This window comes from Streptomyces sp. PTY087I2 (assembly GCF_001687325.1).
Lineage (GTDB): Bacteria > Actinomycetota > Actinomycetes > Streptomycetales > Streptomycetaceae > Streptomyces.
In genome coordinates this window covers 58982-80072 of the sequence record NZ_LZRD01000011.1, presented here as the reverse complement: position 1 = coordinate 80072, position 21091 = coordinate 58982, and the positions used below count along the sequence as shown (strand labels likewise).

Genomic DNA, 21091 nt, shown 5'->3' with positions numbered 1-21091 from the left:
GTGGCCAAGAACCGCGTTCGGTACTAAGCGGGGTCTTCGGTCGGCGGCTTGCGCTCGGGCATCAGACGGGAACCGGTGATCCGCTCACCGCTGATGTCGTCGGGATTGGACAGCACACAGGTCTCCAGCGACAGACAGCCGCACCCGATGCAGTCGGTCAGATGGTCGCGCAGGCGGTGCAACTGCCCGATGCGATCGTCCAGTTCCTTGCGCCAGGCCTCGGAGAGACGGGCCCAGTCCTCGCGGTTCGGCGTGCGCTCGTCGGGCAGTTCGGCGAGGGCGTCCCGGATCGTGGCCAGCGGGATGCCCACACGCTGCGCCGCCCGGACGAAGGCGACCCGGCGCAGCGCGTCACGCGAGTACCGGCGCTGGTTGCCGCTGGTGCGGCTGCTGGTGATCAGGCCCTTGGACTCGTAGAAGTGCAGGGCCGAGACGGCTGCGCCACTGCGCGCCGAGAGCTGGCCGACCGAGAGTTCGTGGAGTGTCTGTGGGATCTGGGGCACCCCTCAAACCTACTGCCATGTCGTTGACAGGAACGTGCCGCCCAACGATGCTGAGCAAGCGCTTAGACATCGCGCCGGATGGTGCGTCGAGCCGGAAGGCAGGGACCGGGAACATGGCAGAGCCGAGGATCTTCACGTCCGCGCAGGAGCTGCGGGACGGAGTGGGCGAGCAGCTGGGACACAGCGACTGGCTGGAGATCGAACAGAAGAGGATCGACCAGTTCGCCGAGGCGACCGGCGACCACCAGTGGATCCACGTGGACCCGGAGCGGGCGAAGGACGGGCCGTTCGGCACGACCATCGCGCACGGCTATCTGACACTTTCGCTGCTGCCCGCGCTGGTACCGCAGGTGATGCGGGTCGACGGCATGAAGATGGGCATCAACTACGGGACCAACAAGGTCCGTTTCCCCTCGACCGTCCCGGTCGGCTCGCGGCTGCGGGCCACGGCGGTGCTCCGGGAGGTCACGGAGGTGGGCGGCGGCGTGCAGGTCACGGCGGTCGTCACCGTCGAGCGCGAGGGCGGCGAGAAGCCGGCCTGCGTCGCGGAGTCGGTGTCCCGCTACTACTTCTGACCTCCAGCGGCTACTTCGGCTCCGGGGCCGTACGCGCCCCGACCATCCGCAGGACGAGGTCGGCGTACAACTCGCCGACCTCGTCGGGCGTACGGCTCCCCTGGGCGTTGAACCAGCGGGCCACGTCGATGCAGAGGGACAGCACCGCGAGCGTGGTCCCGGGGACGTCGGGGACGTCGAACTCGCCGTCGCGCACCCCTTCGCCGATGATCCGGCGCACCACCGCGTCGCTCCTGCGCCGCAGCGCGACGATCTCGGTGCGGTGCTCCTCGCCCAGCGCGTCGAGCTCGTACTGCACGACCCGGGCGGTGGTGTGGCGCTCCGCGTGCCAGCGGACGAAGGAGCGGACGGCTCCGGCGAGCCGTTCGGCGGCCGTGCCGTCCCGGTCCGCCTCGGTGTCGAGGACGTACAGCGCCCGCTCGTGACCGATCTTGCTGATCCGGTGGAGCAGCTCTTCCTTGGTCTTGAAGTGGATGTAGAGCGCGGCCGGGCTCATTCCGGCCCGGCCGGCGATGTCACGGGTGGTCGTCGCGTGGTACCCGCGCTCGGCGAAGGCGTCCACGGCGGCGACGAGGAGCCGCCTGGCCGCCTCGGGAGTGACCTCGCCCCACGGCGTGTCCTCGCCGCTCGTCTCCTCCGCCGCACTCATCGCCCAGGGCCCCTCTCCGTCAGCAGGACGAACACCATACCCCGAACCTGAGCAAGCGCTTAGGGCGTGTCCGGCGGACGGTACGGGTCAGAGCTTCTGGAACGGGTCGTGCTCGGCGAGGATCTTCTCCAGCCGGGCCTGGTCGACCCGGCTGTGGATCTGCCCGGCCTCCTGGCGGTCCCGGATCACCTTGGCGAGCGTGAAACAGGACGTGACCAGATAGAGCACGCCGATCGCGAGGAATCCGCGCACCCAGGCGTCGGCGTCGAGGAAGAAGATACCGAAGGCGACCGCGGCGATCGCCACCATGAAGGAGGCCACGGCCTGGACGTAGAAGGCCGCGGTGCTCTGCTGCTTGACCGGTGTCGTGTCACTCATGGGTTCAGCATCGGCCGAGGTGGCGCGCGCCACATCCGCACCCGTACTCAGGCCGGCCCCCAGGCCCGTACTCAGACACCCGTACGAGCCCCGTGCGAGACCGGGCGCCCGTCAGAAGGCGGAGACGCCCGTCAGCGCCCGGCCGATGATCAGCTTCTGGATCTGGCTGGTGCCCTCGTAGAGCGTCATCACGCGGGCGTCCCGCAGCAGCTTGCCGACCGGGTACTCGTCGATGTAGCCGTAGCCGCCGAAGACCTGGAGGGCGTTGTTGGCGCAGCGGACGGCGGCTTCGGAGGCGTACAGCTTGGCCTTCGAGGCGGCGGTGGCGAAGTCCTGGCCCCGGTCGATCAGGTCGGCGACCCGCCAGGTCAGCAGCCGGGCGGCGTCCACGTCCACGGCGATGTCGCTCAGCAGTTCCTGGACGAGCTGGTGGCGGGCGATGGTCTTGCCGAACTGCTCGCGCTCACCGGCGTAGCGCACGGCCGCGTCCAGGGCGGCCCGGGCGATGCCGACACAGCCCGCCGCGACCGACATGCGCCCCTTGGCGAGGGCGGACATCGCGAGGGAGAAGCCCTTGCCCTCGGGGCCGAGGAGGCAGGACGCCGGTATCCGGACATCCTCGAGAACCAGTTCGGCGGTGGCCTGGCCGCGCAGGCCCAGCTTGCCGTGGATGGTGCGGCGGGTGAGACCGGGGGTGTCGGCGGGGACGAGGAAGGCGGAGACGCCCCGGTGGCCGGGGCTGCCGTCCGTCCGCGCGAAGAGCAGGACGACATCGGCCCAGGTGCCGTTGGTGATGAACATCTTGGTGCCGTTGACGACATAGTCGCCGCCGTCGCGCACGGCCCTGGTGGCGAGGTTCCCGGCGTCCGAGCCGGTGCCGGGCTCGGTGAGGCCGAAGCAGCCGATCGCCTCGCCGGAGGTGAGCCGGGGCAGCCACTGCCGCTTCTGCTCCTCGCTCCCCCAGGACGCGATGGTCTTGGCGACGAGGCCGAGCGATACGGAGACGATGCCGCGCACCGAGGAGTCGCCGCGCCCCAGCTCCTCGGTGACCAGGCAGTAGGACAGGTGGTCGCCGCCGGAGCCGCCGTACTCCTCGGGGACGGTCAGCCCGAGGAAGCCGAGCTCCCCGAGCTTGCCGACGATCGACCTGTCGACATTCTCGGCCCGGTCCCACGCGACGACGTGCGGGGCGACCTCGCGGGCGACGAAGTCCTCGGCCAGCTTCCGGACGGCTTCCTGCTCCTCGCTGAGCGCCAGGTCCATCGTGCGCCACCCCGCTTCCGACGATCGCTTAATTAGCACTGCTAGTTTCCGGCTCGCAGGGCCTACTATGAGCCGCATGGCCCGACCGCGCAAGCCCCTCCTCAGCAGAGACCGCATCGTCGGGGCGGCGAGCGCGCTCGTGGACGCCGAGGGGCTCGACGCCGTCTCCACGCGCCGGCTGGCGGCCGTGCTCGGGGTCAGCGGGCCCTCGCTCTACAACCACTTCCGCAACAAGGAGGAGATCCTCGACGCCGTCGCCGACGCGGTCTCCGTACAGGTCGATCTGTCGATGTTCGAGGAGTCGGACCCGCGCGACTGGCGGGCGGCCCTGCACGACTGGGCGCTGTCCTACCGGGCCGCCCTCGCCGCGCACCCGCACATCGTCCCGGTCCTCGCCCGGGGCCCCGGCCGCCGGCCGGCGGGACTGCGGGTGGCCGACGCGGTGTTCGGGGCGATGGTGGGGGCGGGGTGGCCGCCCGCGCAGGCGACCCGGATCGGGGCGCTGATGCGGTACTTCATCACCGGCTCGGCGCTGGGCTCCTTCGCCGGGGGCTTCGTCGACGACGAGACCGCCTACGACCCCGCCGACTACCCGCACCTCGGCCAGGCCCATCTGCTGGCCGACCACCGGCGCCAGGTCGACGAAGGGGCCTTCGAGACGGGGCTGCGGGCACTGCTGGACGGGCTGGCGATCCAGTACGAGCAGTACGCGCGGCCGGTGGACGGTGACGCGGCGACGGTTCGGCCGGCGCCGAACCGTCCGTGACGGACGCTGGACGTATGGACCGTTCCCGTCGGCCGCGGCCGCACGACTCCACCGCCGTACGCCTCGCCGCGCTGGCCGCCCTCCTCGCGGACGAGACCCGGGCCTCCTTCTGCCTGGCGCTGCTGGACGGGCGCGCCTGGACCGCCGGTGAGCTGGCCCGGTACGCCGGTGTCGCCCCGTCCACCGCCAGTGAGCACCTGGGGCGGCTGGTGGCGGGCGGGCTGCTGGCCGAGGAGCGGCAGGGCCGCCACCGTTATGTCCGGCTGGCCGACGAGCGGGCGGCGCATCTGGTGGAGGAGCTGGTGTCCCGCACGATGCCGGGCGAGCCGGAGCGGCCGCGGTCGCTGCGGGCGGCGAGCATGAGCAGTGCGCTGGCCCGGGGGCGGACCTGTTACGACCATCTCGCCGGGCGGCTGGGCATCCGGATCACGGAGGCGATGACCGTACGGGGGTTGCTGCGGCAGGACACCGGGTTCGCGCTGACCGGGGCGGGCCTGGAGTGGTTCGACGCGCTGGGCGTCCCCCTGGACCGGTCCGGGCGGCGGCCCCTGGCCCGGGGCTGCCTGGACTGGACGGAGCGGCGTCCGCATCTGGCGGGGGCGGCGGGGGCGGCGTTGTGCGCGCATGTGCTGGGGGTGGGGTGGTGCGAGCGGGTGGGGTCGGGGCGGGCGGTCCGGCTGACCCCGTCGGGAGCCCACGCCCTGTCGGCCCACCTGGGCTTGGCCCCCGACCCACTCCCGGACTGACGCCCGGCCACGGACGAGCCCGCGCGACTCCAGCCCGTCCGACGGTTACGGACGAGACCGTGCACATCCAGCCCGTCCGGCGGCTGCGGACGAGGCCGTGCACATCCAGCCCGTCCGGCGTTTGAGGACGGAACCGGTGCTTGGGTTGGGCAGCACCCTTGCTTCCCGGACACGGAGGGGTCGCCCCGTACCACCGCCACGGTTCCGTCCTCAATCGCCGGACGGGCTGGGGATGGCCGGGCTCCAGCCCCAAGCGGGTGCAGGCTGGAGGGGACGGCCGGGCTCCAGCCCCAAGGGGGTGCGGGCTGGAAGGGTGGACGGCCCCAGCCCCAAGGGGGGCACGGGCTGGACGGGTGCAGGGTTCCGTCCTCAAGCGCCGGACGGGCTGGGAGGGTGGACGGGCTTGGGGAGCCCCCAGGGAATGGGGCCGCCGAGGTCACGATTGACGGGGATTGACAATTCGGTGGGGGGCGAAGCGTTTCGGTCTTACGGTCGTGGCCATGACCACGACCACCCACCCCTGGCGCGCCCCCGCCGCCGCCTGCACCACCGTCCTGCTGTGGGCCTCCGCCTTCGTCTCCATCCGCAGCGCGGGCGAGGCCTACTCCCCCGGCGCGCTGGCCCTGGGCCGCCTGCTCGCGGGCACGCTCGTGCTCGGGGCGATCCTGCTCGTCCGCCGGGAAGGGCTCCCGGGGCGCGGCGCCTGGCCCGGGATCATCACCTCGGGGGTGCTGTGGTTCGGGCTGTACATGGTCGCCCTGAACTGGGGCGAGCAGGAGGTCGACGCCGGCACGGCCGCGATGCTCGTGAACATCGGCCCCATCCTGATCGCCCTGCTCGGCGCCCGCATGCTCGGCGAGGGCCTGCCGCGCCGCCTGCTGCTGGGCATGGGCGTCTCGTTCGCCGGCGCGGTCGTGGTCGGGCTCGCGATGTCCGGGCACGGCGGCTCCTCCGTCCTGGGCGTGGCCCTGTGCCTGCTGGCCGCCGTGGCGTACGCGGCGGGCGTGGTGAGCCAGAAGCCGGCCCTCGCGCACGGTTCCTCGCTCCAGATCAACACCTTCGGCTGCCTGATCGGGGCCGTCGCCTGCCTGCCGTTCACCGGGGTGCTGGTCTCCGAGGCCGCCGACGCCCCGCTGTCCGCCACCCTGAACATGGTCTACCTGGGCGTCTTCCCGACCGCGCTGGCCTTCACCACCTGGGGCTACGCCCTGGCCCGGACCACCGCGGGGAAGATGGGCGCGACCACCTACGCGGTCCCGGCGCTCGTCGTGGGCATGGCGTGGGTGCTGCTGGACGAGGTGCCGACCCCGCTCGGCATCGTCGGCGGGGTGCTGTGCCTGGCCGGGGTGGCGGTCTCCCGGAGCCGTCCGCAGACTGGGCCCACACGCGGAAATCCGGCCCGGCCGGTGGAGGGATCCCGTCATGACGAGGAGCGCCAAGCGGAACGGACGTAACGGGGCCAAGGGCAAGGCGGACCGGGACGAGCCCGCCGGGGCCGACACGCCCGCGAACCCCGACGGCTCCGAGGCCACCCGCCGTGCCGCGCGGCACGGCGGGGCCTATCTGGACGGGTTCGGTGTGGTCGACAGCGGAGATGACGATCCCGTCCTCGTCACGCCGGAGGGCCACGCCCGCGACGCCTGGCGCGAGGACTACCCGTACGACCGCAAGCTGCGCCGCCGCGACTACGACAAGGCCAAGCGCGCGCTCCAGATCGAGCTGCTGAAGCTCCAGCACTGGGTGAAGGAGCGCGACGAGCGGCTGGTGATCCTCTTCGAGGGCCGGGACGCGGCGGGCAAGGGCGGCACGATCAAGCGGTTCACCGAGCATCTCAATCCGCGTGGCGCACGCGTGGTGGCGCTGGAGAAGCCCACCGAGCGCGAGCGCACCCAGTGGTACTTCCAGCGGTACGCGGCGCATCTGCCGAGCGCCGGGGAGATCGTCCTGTTCGACCGCTCCTGGTACAACCGGGCAGGCGTGGAACGGGTCATGGGGTTCTGCACGACCCGCGAGTACCTGGAGTTCATGCACCAGGCTCCCGGGTTCGAGCGGATGCTCGCCCGGGACGGCATCCACCTGGTGAAGTTCTGGTTCTCCGTCTCCCGCAACGAGCAGCGCAACCGGTTCATGATCCGGCAGATCGACCCCGTACGGCGGTGGAAGCTGAGCCCCGTCGACCTGGCCTCGCTGGACAAGTGGGACGAGTACACGGAGGCGAAGGAGCTGATGCTCTTCCACACCGACACGGCCGACGCGCCCTGGACGGTGGTGAAGAGCAACGACAAGAAGCGCGCCCGGCTGGAGGCGATGCGGCATGTGCTGGACCGCTTCGACTACCCGGGCAAGGACCCGGAGGCGGTCGGGAAGCCGGACCCGCTGATCGTGGGCCCGGCCTCCCGGCTGTTCGAGGAGGGCGAGATGGATGCCCGGCTGCTGGGGCCGGTCACCTCGACCTCCCGGACGACGGACTACTGACGGACTACTGGAAGACCACCAGCGCCCTGCCGCCCTTGCCCGCGATCATGTTGTCGAAGGCGGCGGGGATGCCGTCCAGGGCGATGCGCTCGGTGACCATCATCGACAGGTCGAAGCGGCCCGCGCGGATGTGGTCGGCGAGGACGGGCAGGTCGCGGGCCGGGTCGCTGTTGCCGTAGACGCAGCCCGTCAGGGACCGGCCCCAGTGGAAGATCTCCAGGGCGTTGAAGGTGACCTCCTGGTCCTTGCCGCCGATCCCGACGACCGTGGTGCGGCCGCCGCGCCGGGTGGACTCCCAGGCGGCCCGGATGGTCGCGGGCCGGCCGACGCACTCCACCGCGACGTCCGCGCCCTGGCCGCCGGTCAGCTTGCGGATCTCGCGCGGGGTGGTGGCGGAGGCGATGGCGTAGTCGGTGGCGCCCGCCTGCCGGGCCAGCTCCTCCTTGGCCGGGGAGACGTCGACCGCGATGATCCTGGACGCGCCCGCGATCCGGGCGGCCTGGAGCACGGCGAGGCCGACGCCACCGATCCCGAACACGACGACGCTCTCGCCCTCGCGGACCCGGGCGCTGTGGTGGACCGCCCCGTAGCCGGTGAGGACCGCGCAGCCGAGGAGGGCGGCGTCGGTGAGGGGGATGCCGTCGGGGGCCGGGAGCACGCAGTTCGCGGCGACGACGGTCTCCTCCGCGAAGGCCGCCACGTTGAGGCCGGGGTGGAGTTCGGTGCCGTCGGCCGTACGGGCGTGGAGGTTGCCGGTCCCCTTCAGCGCGTCGGCGCAGAGCCAGACCTCCCCGATCCCGCAGTGGAAGCAAGCACCGCAGGAGGGGGCCCAGTTGAGGACCACGCCGTCACCGGGTGCGACATGCGTGACGCCCTCGCCGACCGCCAGGACCGTACCCGCGCCCTCGTGGCCGAGGACGGCGGGCACCGGGACGCGCATGGTGCCGTCGGACAGGGACAGGTCGGAGTGGCAGACCCCGGCGGCGGCGAGCGCGATACGCACCTGACCGGGGCCGGGCTCCGGCAGGACGATGTCGGTGATCTCCAGCGGAGCTCCGACGGCGGGCAGTACGGCGGCGCGGACCACGAACAGGCTCCTTACACGGAATGACACAGGAAGGGTTACGGGGTCAGAACTGGAGCGACTTGGTCTGGAGGTACTCCGCCAGACCGTGCGGGCCCAGCTCGCGGCCGACCCCCGACTGCTTGTAACCGCCGAACGGGGCCAGCGGGTTGAACCGTCCGCCGTTGATGTCGACCTGCCCGGTGTCCATCCGGCGGGCGAAGGCCACCGCCTCCTCGTCGTCCGCCGCCCATACGGCACCGGCGAGCCCGTACACGGTGCCGTTGGCGATCCGGAGGGCGTCGTCCACGTCCTCGTACCGCAGGATCGAGACCACCGGGCCGAAGATCTCCTCCTGGGCGATCGTCATGTCCGGGGTGACATCGGCGAAGACGGTCGGGCTGACGTAGTAGCCGGTCTCCAGGGGCGCGTCCGGGCCGCCCGCGATCAGCCGGGCCCCTTCCGCGACACCCTTCTCGATGTAACCGCGCACCCGGGCCTGCTGCTTGGCGTTGACGAGCGGACCGACCCGCTCCCCTGCCACGTACTTGGTGACGGCGTTCGCCGCCAGCTCCACGGCCTCGTCGTACCGCTCGGCGTCCACCAGCATCCGGGTCCAGGCGCTGCACGTCTGACCGGAGTTGGTCATCACGTTGGCGATGCCGACGTTGACCGCCTTGGCGAGGTCCGCGCCGGGCAGGATCACATTGGCGGACTTGCCGCCCAGTTCGAGGGCGACGCGCTTGATCGCGGCTCCGGCGGTGGCGCCGATCTGCTTGCCGACGGCGGTCGATCCGGTGAACGAGACCAGGTCGACGTCCTCGTGGGCGGCGAGCGCCTGGCCGGCGACCGGTCCGAGGCCGGTGACGAGGTTGAAGACCCCCGGCGGCAGCCCGGCGGCCTCGGTGGCCTCGGCGAAGAGCTGGGCGGTGAGCGGGGTGTCCTCGGCGGGCTTGAGGACGACGGTGCAGCCGGCGGCGAGCGCGGGGGCGACCTTGGCGACGATCTGGTGGAGCGGGTAGTTCCAGGGGGTGATCGCACCGACCACGCCGACCGGCTCCAGCAGCACGGTGGAGTTGCCGATCCGCTCCTCGAAGGTGTGGCGGGCGGCCAGTTCGGCGTACGAGGCGGCCACCAGCACGGGCACGCCCGCGTGGACCATCTGTGACAGCGGCAGCGGTGAGCCCAGCTCCGCCGTGATCGTCTCCGCCAGCACGTCCTTGCGGGCGGCCAGCGCGTCGGCCAGCGCGGTGAGCCGGGCGGCACGCTCGGCGGGCGGTGTCGCGGCCCAGGCGGGGAAGGCGGCGCGCGCGGCCCGCACCGCCGCGTCGACGTCCTCCGCCGTCCCCGCCGGTACGTGGGCGATGACCTGCTCGTCCGCCGGGTTCACGACCGCGATCGTGTCCCGGCCGACGGCGGGCCGCCACGCGCCGTCGATGTACATCTGGTCATGGGCCTTCATGGCTGTTTCCTCCCGGACGTGCTGTGCGGAGCGCCGAAGCCGTGCGGCGGGCGCGGGGCACTCGTCGCACCCGCCCAAACTAGCGCCGTTAGTTTTCCGGCGCCAGGGAGCCTTCCGAGACACCGGTCACGCCGGTCACGCCCTCGCCCCCGGAACAGCATGATCCCTTGCCCCGGGGCGGCCGGGGCCGTCGCCCCGCCCCGTACGGCTCTCACCCTCGCCGCGCAGGCCGAGGCCCGCCGCGCCCACCAGCCCCACACCGAGCAGCACGAACGGGGCCGCCACCCCCACCGCGCCCGCGATCAGGCCCGCCGCGGCCGGGGCGGCGACCTGGCCGAGCCGGTTGCCGGTCAGCCGCAGGGCGAGCGCGGTGGAGCGGGCCCCGTCGGGCGCGGCGCGGACGACCGTGGTCATGGACAGCGGCTGGCCGACGCCGAGGCAGAAGCCGAGCACGGCCAGCATCACGGCGAGGACCGGGACGGGGACGGGCAGCGCGACGCCCGCGCAGAGGAGTCCGGCGAGCAGACAGCTGGTGGTCAGCAGGGCCCGGCGGCCCAGCAGTCGCAGCAGCGGTGTCATCACCAGCCGGCAGGCGATCGTGGCGGCGGCCCGCAGGCTCAGCAGGAGTCCGACGGTGGCCGGTGCGATGGAGCGGTGCTCGCCGACGACCGGCAGATAGGCGGTGAGGATGTCGGTGGCGGACAGCACGGCCATGCTGATGAGGATGCCCGCGGGGACGCCCCGCGCGCCGAGGATCGTCCGGACGGGGACCTTGCCGTCGGCCCGCGGCCGGGTGCCGGTCGCCGGGCGGTGCTCGATGCGCCAGAGGGAGGCGAGGGCGACCGCGCAGACCCCGGCCGAGACGAGGAGCGCGAGCGCGCTCGTACGGCCGAGGGCTCCGCCCTGCCCGGAGATAAGCGCGCCCGCCGCGATCGGGCCGATGAGCTGGCCGAGCGAGGCCCCGATGGTGAAGTGCCCGAAGTTGCGGTCCTGTTCGTGAGGTGCCGACTGCCGGGCCACGATCGACTGCGCGCCGATCACGAAGCACAGGTGGCCGAGACCCATCACCCCGCTCCAGGCGGCCATCGCGGGCAGCGAGGAGACCAGGCCGCTGAGCGCGCAGCCGCCGGAGATCAGAAGGACGCCGATGGGCAGCAGGGGCGCGCAGCGGCCGTGGTCGGTGCGGCGGCCGAGCGGTACGGCGACGAACAGCGGGAGCAGGGCGTAGACCCCGGCGATGACACCGACAGCTGTTTCATCCGCACCCAGCGCGAGGGCCCGGTAGGAGACGGCGGGCCGCGCCATCGACACCGCCCCCTGCGCGAAGGCGAAGGCGATGACGAGGCGCAGCAGCCAGCCCCGGCCGGGCCCGGTTCGCGGTCGTTCGGCCATCACATGATGCCGAAGAGGATGCCCGCCGCGAGCACCACGAGAGAGGTGAGGACGGCCCACTTGACGGTGAAGCGGGTGTGGTCGCCGAACTCGACCTTCGCCATGCCGACGAGGACGTACACGGCAGGCACGAGGGGCGAGGACATGTGCAGGGCCTGCCCGGCCAGCGAGGCGCGGGCGATCTCCAGCGGCGAGACCCCGTGGGCCGCGCCCGCCTCGGCGAGGACGGGCAGGACGCCGAAGTAGAAGCCGTCGTTGGACATGAAGTAGGTGAGCGGCAGGCTGAGGAGTCCGGTGACGATGGCCATGTGCGGGCCCATCGCCTCGGGGACCGCGCCGACGACCCAGTCGGCCATGTGCTCGACCATGCCGGTGCCGGTGAGGACCCCGGTGAAGACGGCGGCGGCGAAGACCATGCCGGAGACGTTGAGGACGTTGTCGGCGTGCGCGGCGATCCGGGCCCGCTGGTCGGGCATGTGGGGGAAGTTGACGGTGAGCGCGAGGGCGGCGCCGAGGAGGAAGAGCACCGGGATCGGCATCAGCTCCATGATCATCGCCGTCAGCAGGGCGGCGGTGAGTCCGGCGTTGAACCAGTAGAGCTTGGGGCGGAGCGTGGGCCGGTTCGGGTCGAGGCCCTGGAGCTCGTCGTCGCTTCCGTTCCCGTTCGCGTCCGTGTCCGCGGTGCCACTTCCCGTACCGCTTGCAGAGACGGATGCTGCGGTGCCCTTGCTGAGGTGGTCCTTGCCGCCGGTGCCTCCGGGGCCTGCCGACACGGTCTCCGGTTCCGGCTGCGGCTCGCGGGCGAACGCCTCGTCGAGGGTGAGCATCCCGAGGCGCTTGCGCTCCCGGATGCCGAGCACGTACGCCAGCACGAACACGGCGAGCAGGCCCATGGCCAGCGCCGGGATCATGGGGACGAAGATCTCGGAGGCGTCCAGTTTGAGGGCGGTGGCGGCGCGGGCGGTGGGGCCGCCCCAGGGCAGGGTGTTCATGACGCCGTTGGCGGTGGCCGCGACGCCGGTCATCACGACCAGGCTCATCTTCAGGCGTTTGTAGAGGGGATACATCGCCGAGACGGTGATCATGAAGGTCGTGGAGCCGTCGCCGTCCAGCGAGACGATCGCGGCGAGCACCGCCGTACCGACCACGATGCGCATCGGGTCGGCCTGGCAGAACTTCAGGATGCCCCGGACGATCGGGTCGAACAGGCCGACGTCGATCATCACGCCGAAGTAGACGATGGCGAACATCAGCATGGCGGCGGTGGGGGCGAGATTGCCGACGCCTTCGATCACGTAGTCGCCGAGTTGGGCGCCCTGCCCGACGGCGACACAGAACAGTGCGGGGATCAGTACCAGCGCCGCGATCGGCGACATCTTCTTCGTCATGATCAGGACCAGGAAGGTCGCGATCATGACGAAGCCGAGGATTGTCAGCATGGGGGATACCTAACGTTCATCCTTGAACTCCCACCGGTCTCGGCGGTCGGTCCGGATGACGTTAGGGGCCTCCTCGAAGAGTTAACAAGACGTTGACGCGTGAGCAATACGAGCAAAACCCCAGGTCAACGGGGTAGTGCTAGTGAGCTGGGGTGATGGAGACCGGGATGGCGTTCAGGACCGCCGTGCCGGACAGCGGATCCAGGAGCGTGCCGTCGAGGAGTTGGTTGACGTTCGCCCCGGGGTGGGCGGCGGCGACCGACATCCGGGTGCCGGGGCGGCTGTGGCCCCAGCCGTGCGGGAGGCTCACCACCCCGCTGCGCACGGTGTCGGTGATCTCGGCGGGGGCTTCGATGCCGCCGCCCGAGGACTCGATGCGCGCGGTGTCTCCATCGGCCAGCCCGAGGCGGGCCGCGTCGTCGGGGTGGATCTGGAGGGTGCAGACGTTGGACCCGCCGGTGAGCGAACCGACGTTGTGCATCCAGCTGTTGTTGGAGCGCAGATGGCGGCGGCCGACGAGGACGAGCGGGGCGGGCCGGTCGCCCAGCGCCCGGCGCAGGCGCGGCAGATCGGCGGCGATCGGCTCCGGGAGCAGTTCGACGCGGCCGGAGCGGGTGCGCAGGACCTCGGTGAGGCGGGGTTTCAGCGGGCCGAGGTCGATGCCGTGCGGGTGGGCGAGGAGTTGCTGAAGCGTCAGCCCGTACGGGCCCAGGCGCAGCATCAGGTCCAGCCGCCGTTCGGGGCCGTTCTCGCCGGTGAGTTCGGCGGCCAGCTCCTTTGCTGCCCCGGCCCGGGTGAGGGCGGTGTCGACGGCCAGGTCGTCGACGGCGGAGGGCGGCGCGCCGTGCATGCCGCTCACCGCGAGGATCAGCCGGGCGTGGATCTCGCTCTCGTCCATCCGCCCGTCCTCCAGGGGCACGGCGGCGCGGGTGTAGCGGACCTGGTTGTGGACGGCGAAACTGTTGAACGCGAAGTCGAAGTGGGCGCTCTGCGAGGGCGGCGGCGGGGGCAGCACGACATCGGCGCGGCGCGAGGTCTCGTTGAGGTACGGGTCGACGCTGACCATGAAGTCGAGCCCGTCGGCGAGGGCCGCGTCGAGCCGGTCGCCGTCGGGCGCGGAGAGTACGGGGTTGGCCGCGATGACCACCAGGGCGCGGATACGGTCCTGGCCCGGGGTGTCGATCTCCTCGGCGAGGGCGGCGATGGGCAGTTCACCCTTGGCCTCGGGGTGCCCGGAGACCCGGCTCGACCAACGGCCGAGCGCGAAGCCCTTGCCGGGGGCGGCGTTACGTGTCCCGGGGGCGGTGGGACGGGGAGCGCGGGCGGTGGCGGAGAGCGGGAAGAGCGCGCCGCCGGGCCGGTCCAGGTTTCCGGTGAGGATGTTGAGGACGTCCACCAGCCAGCTGGCCAGGGTGCCGTGCTCGACGGTGCAGCTGCCGATGCGCCCGTAGACGGCGGCGGTGGGGGCGGCGGCGAGTTCGCGGGCGGTGGCGGTGATGGTGTCCGCGTCCACGTCGCAGGCGGCGGCGACCGCGTCCGGCGTGAAGTCCGCCAGGGCGGCGGCGAGTTCGTCGAGGCCTTCCAGATGCTCGGTGAGTGGTCCGGGGTCGGCGAGCTTCTCGTCGATCAGGGTGTGCGCGAGTGCGGCCAGCAGCAGGGCGTCCGCACCCGGCCGGATCGCGACGTGCCGGTCGGCGAGCCGGGCGGTACGGGTGCGGCGCGGGTCGATGACGGTGAGCGTGCCACCGCGCCGGCGCAGGGCCTTGAGCCGGCCGGGGAAGTCAGGGGCGGTGCAGAGGCTGCCGTTGGACTCCAGCGGGTTGGCGCCGATCAGGAGGAGATGGCCGGTGCGGTCGAGATCCGGTACGGGGATGGCGTGCGCGTCACCGAAGAGCAGGCCGCTGGAGACGTGCTTGGGCATCTGGTCCAGGGTGCTGGCGGTGAAGACGTTACGGGTGCGCAGGGCGGCAAGCAGCAGGGGCGGGTAGAGGGAGCCCGCCATCGTGTGCACGTTGGGGTTGCCGAGCACCACGCCGACGGCCTGCGGGCCATGGGCTTTCACCAGGTCCGGTATCCGCGCGGCGATCAGGTCGAACGCCTCGCCCCAGGCCGCCTCGCGCAGCTCCCCGTCCTCGCCGCGCACGAGGGGGACGCGCAGCCGGTCGGGGTCGGCGTCGAGCCCTCCGAAGGAGGCTCCCTTGGGGCAGATGAAGCCCCGGCTGAAGATGTCGTCGCGGTCGCCGCGCGCACCGGTGACGGTGGTCCCCTCGATGGTGAGGGTGAGGCCGCAGGTGGCCTCGCAGAGGGGGCAGATGCGCGGTGCGGTGCGGGAGTCGTGGGACATGGGCCCTCCCCGGGGCGGCTGCGACGACGGCACGCGGACATGGGCCGGGCGGGGGGCGTGGGAGCCCCGCTGCCCCGGCACGGCGAGCATACCGACCGGTACGCACGGTGGGGAGGTGTCGTGGGCCCCAGGAAAGGGGCCCGACGCGTCCGCCTCAGTCCAGCGTCTGGGCCAGATAGGACCTGACCAGCGTCCGGGTCTCGGCGATGATCGCCGCGTCCCCCGAGGGTTCCGTACGGAAGGCGAGTTGCAGCAGCGCGTCGGCCGCCTCCACGCTCACCAGGATCGCCCGGGACAGCCCCTCGTCGGGCCAGCGGCCGAGGTGCCCGGCGAGCAGGGCGGCGAGGCGGTCCGCCAGCCGCCGGTTGGCGTCGTCCGCCGGGCCCTCGGCGGGGAACGGCGGCCCGAAGTCGACGAGCGCGAACCCGGGGACGCTCCGCTTCATCGCCAGGTACTCGTCGAGCACCGCGTCGATGGCGGCGCGCCAGTCGGCGGCGGGGAGGTCCGCGAGCCGGGCGGTGATGCGGTCGGCGTAGGTGTCCAGGTTGCGCAGCGCGAGGGCGTCGACGAGGGCGCGCTTGTTGGAGAAGAACCGGTAGACGGAGCCGATCGGCACCTCCGCGCGCTCGGCGACCGCCCGGGTGGTGAGCTGCTCGTATCCGGTCTCGTCGAGGAGCCCGGCGCAGGAGTCGAGTATCCGGGCCAGCCGGTCGGCGCTGCGCTGCTGCACGGGGGCGCGGCGGAGGTTCGGGTTGACATGGGGCTGAGGAGGCACGGGCCCATGATGCCGTGCCCGGCGCTCGGGCCCGACAGCGGAGGCAGCCCGGCGGGCAGCGGAGGCGGGCCGACGGGCAGCGGAGGCAGCCCGGCGGAGACCAGGGGCGCGGGCCGGACAGCGGGGGCAGCCCTGCGGAGACCCGAGGCGGCAGGCCCGGACACCAAAGGCAGACCACCGAAGACCCGAGGCGGCAGGCCCGGACACCAAAGGCAGACCACCGGGCACCAAAGGCAGTCCGGCGGGACAGCGGAGGCACACGCACCGAATGGCCCGATGTGTGCCGTTGACGCGCCCCGCTCCTATTCCTACGGTGGTACATAGGATTCGTCGTCCGGCGGATCCGAGGGCTTTCTTGGGCACCGGGAGTGCGGGATGAGCGCGATCGACCAGGCGAGGAAGACGGCCGAAGGGCTGACCTATTCCTCCGGCTTCGGCAACGAGCACAGCTCGGAGGCGGTGCCGGGGGCGCTCCCGCACGGCCGCAACTCCCCCCAGCGCGCCCCCCTCGGGCTGTACGCGGAGCAGCTGAGCGGCTCCGCCTTCACCGAGCCGCGCGCGGACAACCGCCGTTCCTGGCTCTACCGGATCCGCCCCTCGGCCGCCCACCCGGCGTTCACCCGCATCGACAACGGTGCCCTGCGCTCGGCCCCGTTCACCGAGACCGTGCCGGACCCGAACCGGCTCCGCTGGAACCCGCTGCCCGACCCCGCGCCCGGCACGGACTTCCTGACCGGCCTGTGGACGCTCGGCGGCAACGGCGACGCCGCCCAGCGCGCCGGGATGGCCATCCACCTCTACCACGCCAACTCCTCGATGACGGACCGGGTGTTCAGCGACTCCGACGGCGAGCTGCTGATCGTCCCGGAGCGCGGCGGGCTGCTGCTCCGCACCGAGCTGGGCCTGCTGCACGCCGAACCGGGCCATGTCGCGCTGATCCCGCGCGGGGTCCGCTTCCGGGTGGAGCTGCTGGAGGAGACCGCGCGCGGTTACGTCTGCGAGAACTACGGCCGCCCGTTCGCGCTGCCCGACCTCGGCCCGATCGGCGCCAACGGCCTGGCGAACGCCCGGGATTTCCTGGCCCCCGTCGCCGCGTACGAGGACCGCGAGGGCCCGGTGGAGGTGGTCAACAAGTTCTGCGGGAACCTCTGGTCGGCGACGTACGACCACTCGCCGCTCGATGTGGTGGCCTGGCACGGCAACCACACCCCGTACGTCTACGACCTACGCCGGTTCAACGTGATCGGCACGATCAGCTACGACCACCCCGACCCGTCGATCTTCACGGTGCTGACCTCGCCGTCCGACACCCCGGGGCTGGCCGGGGTGGACTTCGTCGTCTTCGCCCCGCGCTGGCTGGTCGGCGAGGACACCTTCCGCCCGCCGTACTTCCACCGCAATGTGATGAGCGAGTACATGGGCCTGATCGACGGGGCGTACGACGCGAAGGCCGACGGCTTCGTCCCCGGCGGCGGCTCCCTGCACAACATGATGTCGGCGCACGGCCCGGACCGGGAGACCTTCGACCGGGCGAGCGCGGCGGAGCTGAAGCCGCAGAAGATCGACGACGGTCTGGCGTTCATGTTCGAGACCCGTTGGCCGGTCACGGCGACGGAGCAGGCGGCCTCCGCCGGCCATCTCCAGCGCGGTTACGACGACGTGTGGCAGGGTCTGAGCCGCAACTTCCGGCCGTAGCCGACGGGCGCGGGAGGTCCGGAGGGGCGGAATGGGACGGGACGGGGACGGGGACGACATGACCGAGAGCCATGAGCAGGCCGGGACGGACAGCGGGGCGGACCAGCCGCGCCAGCCGGCCGCCTTCGCCCCCGACTCCCTCGTCCTGAACCGGAAGCTGCCTCTCTGGTACCAGGTGTCCCAGTCGCTGCGGGCCTCCATACTGGGCCGCCCGCAGGACGCCTCCGCCCGGCTGCCCACCGAGGAACAGCTCGCCGCGCACTACGGGGTCAGCGTCCTCACGATGCGCCAGGCGCTCAAGGAGCTGGAGACGGAGGGGCTGATCAGCCGGCACCGGCGGCGCGGCACGTTCATCGAGCCGCGCGCCCGGCGGGTCTCCCCGGTCCGGCTGCTGGGTTCGGTCGACGCGATCGTGGCCCAGCAGTCCGGCGAGGCGACGACCGTGCTCGGCCACGGCCCGGTGCCGCTGCCCGGCGATCTCGCGGAGTTCTTCCCGGACTGCGCCGAGGTGACCCGCTACCGGCGGCTGCGCCGCGACGGCGAGAGCGACGAGCCCACCAACTGGGCGGAGAACGCGGTGCGCCCCGACATCGCCGCCCGGATCGACGTGGCCGACCTCGAACGCTGGCCGATGACGAAGGTCCTGCGCGACGTCGTCGGGGTGAGGATCTCCCGGATCACCGACACGGTGGAGGCCCGCCTCGCCGACCCCGTCACCGCCGAGCTGCTCCAGGTCCCGCTGCTCAGCCCGATCCTGCACTACACGGGCGTGACATACGACGAGGAGGGGCGCGTGGTGGACGTGGCCCGGATCCGCTACCGGGGCGACCGGTTCTCCTTCTCCGTGACGGTCGAGGCCCACTGACCTCACGCCATGCGGACTCCGCCCGCAGTTACGATGCGAAGGGCCACGGCCGACAGGTCACCGCGGCCAGGTCACGGCGGACAGGGGAGGGACGGCTCGGTGGCAGCGTGCAGGACGGCGGCGGCCGGATCCGGCGGGGACACGGAGTCCTCGCCGCTCGACGCGTTCATCCCGCTGGACGAGCTGATGCCGTGGTCGGTACGGCCGCTGCGGACCGGCCGCGCCTGGGTGAGTGGCCCCGACCCCGTGGCGCTCCGGGCCCGCTGGGAACGCCTGGCCGGTGCCGAAACGGCCGAGCAGGAGCGGCTTTTCGCCGCCACCCGTTCCCGTACGCCGCACACCTCGGTCGCCGCCCTGCCCGGCCAGTCGACCGGCACGGCCCGCTTCGCCCGGGATCCCGGCCCCTGCCCCGACCCCGTACGCATCCTGCACGGCCCCTACGACGAACAGTGGCTGCTCCCCGACCACCGGCTGATCGACGCGGCCCGGCCGGAGCTGTGGCGGGTCGCCGACGGGCAGCAGCTCTTCGCGGTCGAACACAGCGCCGCCCCCGAGGACGCCGGGCCCGCCCTGTCCGTGACCGCGCTGCTGCCCGACGGGCACTCCCCCGCCGGGCGGCCCGGCCGGATCAGGCCGCTCCACCGCAGGCCCGGGGGCACGGAGCCCAACCTCGCGCCGGGGCTCCTGGACCTGCTGTGCGGGCGGCTCGGCGGCAGCGGTCGCGGGGAGCCGGACGTGTTCACCCCGGAAGCGGTGCTGGCCTGGATCCTGGCTGCCGCCCGGCCCGCCGCCACCGGCCCCCTGATCCCGCTGCCGGCCGACGGGGCGGTGTGGTCGTCGGGGGTGGCGCTCGGCCGGGAGCTGCTGCGGCTCCAGTCGCGCGGGGCCCGGGGCGGGGAGCGGCCCCGGCTGCCGGGCGGACGCAGGCCCTATGTGCGGGCGGCGCTCCCCGCCCGCCCCACCGAGCTGTCCTACGACGCCGAGGAGGAGGCGCTCACCGTCGGCGACGGCCGGATCTCGCCGGTGCCCGCGGCGGCCTGGGAGTTCACGGTGGGCGGGGTGCGGGTGCTGGAGCTCTGGTTCGGCCGCCGTGCGGCGGCAGCGGCGGGCCGGGGGCCGGACGGCGCGGCCGCGGACGGCCTCGACGCGGTCGGGGCGCGCGGCTGGCCCCGGGAGTGGACCTCGGAGCTGCTCGAACTCATCACCGTACTGGCTCTGCTGGACGGCACGGCGGGTGCCCGGAAGGAGCTGCGGGCGGCGCTGGAGACGGGCCCGCTGATCGGCCCGGCCGAGCTGCGGGCGGCGGGCGTGCTGCCCGTCCCGCCCTCGGCCCGGCGCCCCGCATCGGTGCTCGGCCACCAGGAGGAGGGCCCGGAGGGGCAGTTCGCGCTGCTGTAGCGGAGGGCCCGGGGGCTCCTGGCGGCGGAGAGTGGCGAAAGCGCCGGTCAGCGGGTATGCACGGGGTCATGAACACATTGCCCCTCCCCCTCGACGGCATCACGGTGGTGGCCGTCGAGCAGGCGGTCGCCGCCCCCTTCGCCACCCGGCAGCTCGCCGACCTCGGAGCCAGGGTCATCAAGGTGGAGCGCCCGGACGGCGGCGACTTCGCGCGCGGCTACGACACGGCGGCGCGCGGACTCGCCTCGCACTTCGTCTGGTGCAACCGCGGCAAGAAGTCCCTCGCCGTCGATCTGAAGGACCCGCGCGGCCTCGCGGTGGTCCGTGAACTCGTCGCCGGGGCCGATGTGTTCGTCCAGAATCTGGCGCAGGGGGCGGCGGCCCGGCTCGGGCTCGACGCCGCCTCGCTCTGCGCCGCGCACCCGCGGCTCGTGGCCGTCGACATCTCCGGTTACGGGGCGGGCGGGCCGTACGCGCACAAGCGGGCCTACGACATGCTCGTGCAGTGCGAGGCCGGACTCGTCTCGGTGACGGGAACGGCGGAGCAGCCGGTGAAGGCGGGTGTTCCGGCGGCCGACATCGCGGCGGCGATGTACGCGTTCTCCGGGGTGCTCGCGGCGCTGCTGCGGCGGGCGTCCACCGGGCGGGGCGGCCCGGTGGAGGTCTCCATGCTGGACGCGCTGACCGAGTGGATGGGCCACCCGCTGCACCAGGGCATGCACGGGGCCACGCCCCCGCCGCGTACGGGACTCGCGCACTCGGTGATCGCCCCGTACGACGCCTTCGCCACGGCCGACGGCGAGCAGGTGCTGCTCTCCGTGCAGAACGACCGGGAGTGGCGGCGACTGGCGGAACGGGTTCTGGGGCGGCCCGAGTTGGCCGATGACCCGGACTTCGCGACGAACGCCGCGCGGACCGCGAACCGGGAGCGGACCGACGAAGCGGTGGGCCGGGCGCTGGCGGGCCTCACGGGCGAGGAGGCGCTGGCCGGCCTTGAGGCGGCGGGAATCGCCTGTGCCCGGCTGAACACGGTGGCCGATGTGGCGGCGCATCCGCAGCTCGCGGCGCGGGACCGGTGGCGGGAAGTGGGTTCACCGGTGGGGCCGTTGCGGGCACTGCTGCCGCCGATCACGCTGCCGGGCGGCCCGGATCCACGGATGGGTGCCGTACCGGCGCTGGGCGAGCACACCGATGCGCTGCTGCGAGCCCTGGGGATGACGGACGAGCAGACATCGGTGCTGCGCCGGGACGGGGTGATCGCCTGACCTGGTCCGTCCCGAGCGGTGGGGCGGTCCGGTCCGGG

General features: G+C 72.8%; 19 protein-coding genes. 9 read left to right on the top strand and 10 right to left on the bottom strand.

Annotation, left to right across the window (positions count from 1 at the left end; all coding sequences use genetic code 11):
- Nucleotides 1-23: 23 nt before the first annotated feature.
- Nucleotides 24-503, bottom strand: coding sequence for a redox-sensitive transcriptional activator SoxR (gene soxR, locus A3Q37_RS14195; protein WP_065483620.1), 480 nt, complete (start codon nt 501-503; stop codon nt 24-26).
- Between the two features lie 113 nt (nt 504-616).
- On the opposite strand from soxR, the gene A3Q37_RS14190 reads away from it, so the two are divergent.
- Nucleotides 617-1078 carry a MaoC family dehydratase gene (locus A3Q37_RS14190; RefSeq protein ID WP_065483617.1) on the top strand — a complete coding sequence of 154 codons (462 nt, stop codon included), beginning with the start codon at nt 617-619 and terminating at the stop codon, nt 1076-1078.
- 10 nt (nt 1079-1088) lie between these two features.
- Here A3Q37_RS14190 and A3Q37_RS14185 read toward each other — a convergent pair whose 3' ends face one another.
- The 3 genes from A3Q37_RS14185 to A3Q37_RS14175 all read right to left on the bottom strand — a co-directional run bounded on the left by A3Q37_RS14185 (nt 1089) and on the right by A3Q37_RS14175 (nt 3368).
- The gene (locus A3Q37_RS14185) at nt 1089-1727 is read right to left on the bottom strand and encodes a TetR/AcrR family transcriptional regulator (protein WP_065483613.1); all 639 of its coding nucleotides are present in this window, start codon (nt 1725-1727) and stop codon (nt 1089-1091) included.
- A gap of 87 nt (nt 1728-1814) precedes the next feature.
- Nucleotides 1815-2105, bottom strand: a complete 291-nt coding sequence (locus A3Q37_RS14180) for a YiaA/YiaB family inner membrane protein (protein WP_065483610.1) — start codon at nt 2103-2105, stop codon at nt 1815-1817.
- 111 nt (nt 2106-2216) lie between these two features.
- Nucleotides 2217-3368: an acyl-CoA dehydrogenase family protein gene (locus A3Q37_RS14175; RefSeq protein ID WP_065483607.1), complete on the bottom strand. Its 1152-nt coding sequence runs from the start codon at nt 3366-3368 to the stop codon at nt 2217-2219.
- A 76-nt stretch (nt 3369-3444) separates the two neighbouring features.
- On the opposite strand from A3Q37_RS14175, the gene A3Q37_RS14170 reads away from it, so the two are divergent.
- The 4 genes from A3Q37_RS14170 to ppk2 all read left to right on the top strand — a co-directional run bounded on the left by A3Q37_RS14170 (nt 3445) and on the right by ppk2 (nt 7355).
- Nucleotides 3445-4134 carry a TetR/AcrR family transcriptional regulator gene (locus tag A3Q37_RS14170; protein ID WP_065483604.1) on the top strand — a complete coding sequence of 230 codons (690 nt, stop codon included), beginning with the start codon at nt 3445-3447 and terminating at the stop codon, nt 4132-4134.
- A gap of 14 nt (nt 4135-4148) precedes the next feature.
- Nucleotides 4149-4880: a helix-turn-helix transcriptional regulator gene (locus tag A3Q37_RS14165; protein WP_065483601.1), complete on the top strand. Its 732-nt coding sequence runs from the start codon at nt 4149-4151 to the stop codon at nt 4878-4880.
- Between the two features lie 500 nt (nt 4881-5380).
- Nucleotides 5381-6334 carry a DMT family transporter gene (locus tag A3Q37_RS14160; RefSeq protein WP_065483599.1) on the top strand — a complete coding sequence of 318 codons (954 nt, stop codon included), beginning with the start codon at nt 5381-5383 and terminating at the stop codon, nt 6332-6334.
- Nucleotides 6303-7355, top strand: coding sequence for a polyphosphate kinase 2 (gene ppk2, locus A3Q37_RS14155; protein WP_065483595.1), 1053 nt, complete (start codon nt 6303-6305; stop codon nt 7353-7355). Before A3Q37_RS14160 ends, ppk2 begins: the two co-directional genes overlap by 32 nt.
- A 4-nt stretch (nt 7356-7359) precedes the next feature.
- On the opposite strand, the gene A3Q37_RS14150 is transcribed toward ppk2, so the two are convergent.
- From A3Q37_RS14150 to A3Q37_RS14125, 6 genes are all read right to left on the bottom strand, one after another.
- Complete coding sequence (locus A3Q37_RS14150) at nt 7360-8442, bottom strand: Zn-dependent alcohol dehydrogenase (RefSeq protein WP_065483592.1); 1083 nt, start codon at nt 8440-8442, stop codon at nt 7360-7362.
- A 43-nt stretch (nt 8443-8485) separates the two neighbouring features.
- Nucleotides 8486-9880, bottom strand: a complete 1395-nt coding sequence (locus tag A3Q37_RS14145) for an aldehyde dehydrogenase family protein (protein WP_065483589.1) — start codon at nt 9878-9880, stop codon at nt 8486-8488.
- 135 nt (nt 9881-10015) lie between these two features.
- Nucleotides 10016-11272: an MFS transporter gene (locus A3Q37_RS14140; protein ID WP_255311812.1), complete on the bottom strand. Its 1257-nt coding sequence runs from the start codon at nt 11270-11272 to the stop codon at nt 10016-10018.
- A complete protein-coding gene (locus A3Q37_RS14135) occupies nt 11272-12711 on the bottom strand; it encodes a CitMHS family transporter (RefSeq protein WP_065483584.1) in 1440 nt (479 codons plus the stop codon). The genes A3Q37_RS14140 and A3Q37_RS14135 overlap by 1 nt, the downstream gene beginning before the upstream one ends.
- A 139-nt stretch (nt 12712-12850) precedes the next feature.
- Complete coding sequence (locus A3Q37_RS14130) at nt 12851-15055, bottom strand: molybdopterin oxidoreductase family protein (protein ID WP_065483581.1); 2205 nt, start codon at nt 15053-15055, stop codon at nt 12851-12853.
- Between the two features lie 154 nt (nt 15056-15209).
- Complete coding sequence (locus tag A3Q37_RS14125; protein WP_176711414.1) at nt 15210-15830, bottom strand: TetR/AcrR family transcriptional regulator; 621 nt, start codon at nt 15828-15830, stop codon at nt 15210-15212.
- Nucleotides 15831-16205: 375 nt separating this feature from the next.
- On the opposite strand from A3Q37_RS14125, the gene hmgA reads away from it, so the two are divergent.
- The 4 genes from hmgA to A3Q37_RS14105 all read left to right on the top strand — a co-directional run bounded on the left by hmgA (nt 16206) and on the right by A3Q37_RS14105 (nt 21053).
- On the top strand, nt 16206-17525 hold the full coding sequence (hmgA, locus tag A3Q37_RS14120) for a homogentisate 1,2-dioxygenase (RefSeq protein WP_065483575.1): 1320 nt from the start codon (nt 16206-16208) through the stop codon (nt 17523-17525).
- Between the two features lie 58 nt (nt 17526-17583).
- On the top strand, nt 17584-18390 hold the full coding sequence (locus tag A3Q37_RS14115; RefSeq protein WP_065484116.1) for a GntR family transcriptional regulator: 807 nt from the start codon (nt 17584-17586) through the stop codon (nt 18388-18390).
- Between the two features lie 99 nt (nt 18391-18489).
- Nucleotides 18490-19788 carry a type ISP restriction/modification enzyme gene (locus tag A3Q37_RS14110; protein ID WP_065483573.1) on the top strand — a complete coding sequence of 433 codons (1299 nt, stop codon included), beginning with the start codon at nt 18490-18492 and terminating at the stop codon, nt 19786-19788.
- Between the two features lie 68 nt (nt 19789-19856).
- The gene (locus A3Q37_RS14105) at nt 19857-21053 is read left to right on the top strand and encodes a CaiB/BaiF CoA-transferase family protein (RefSeq protein ID WP_065484111.1); all 1197 of its coding nucleotides are present in this window, start codon (nt 19857-19859) and stop codon (nt 21051-21053) included.
- Nucleotides 21054-21091: the final 38 nt, after the last annotated feature.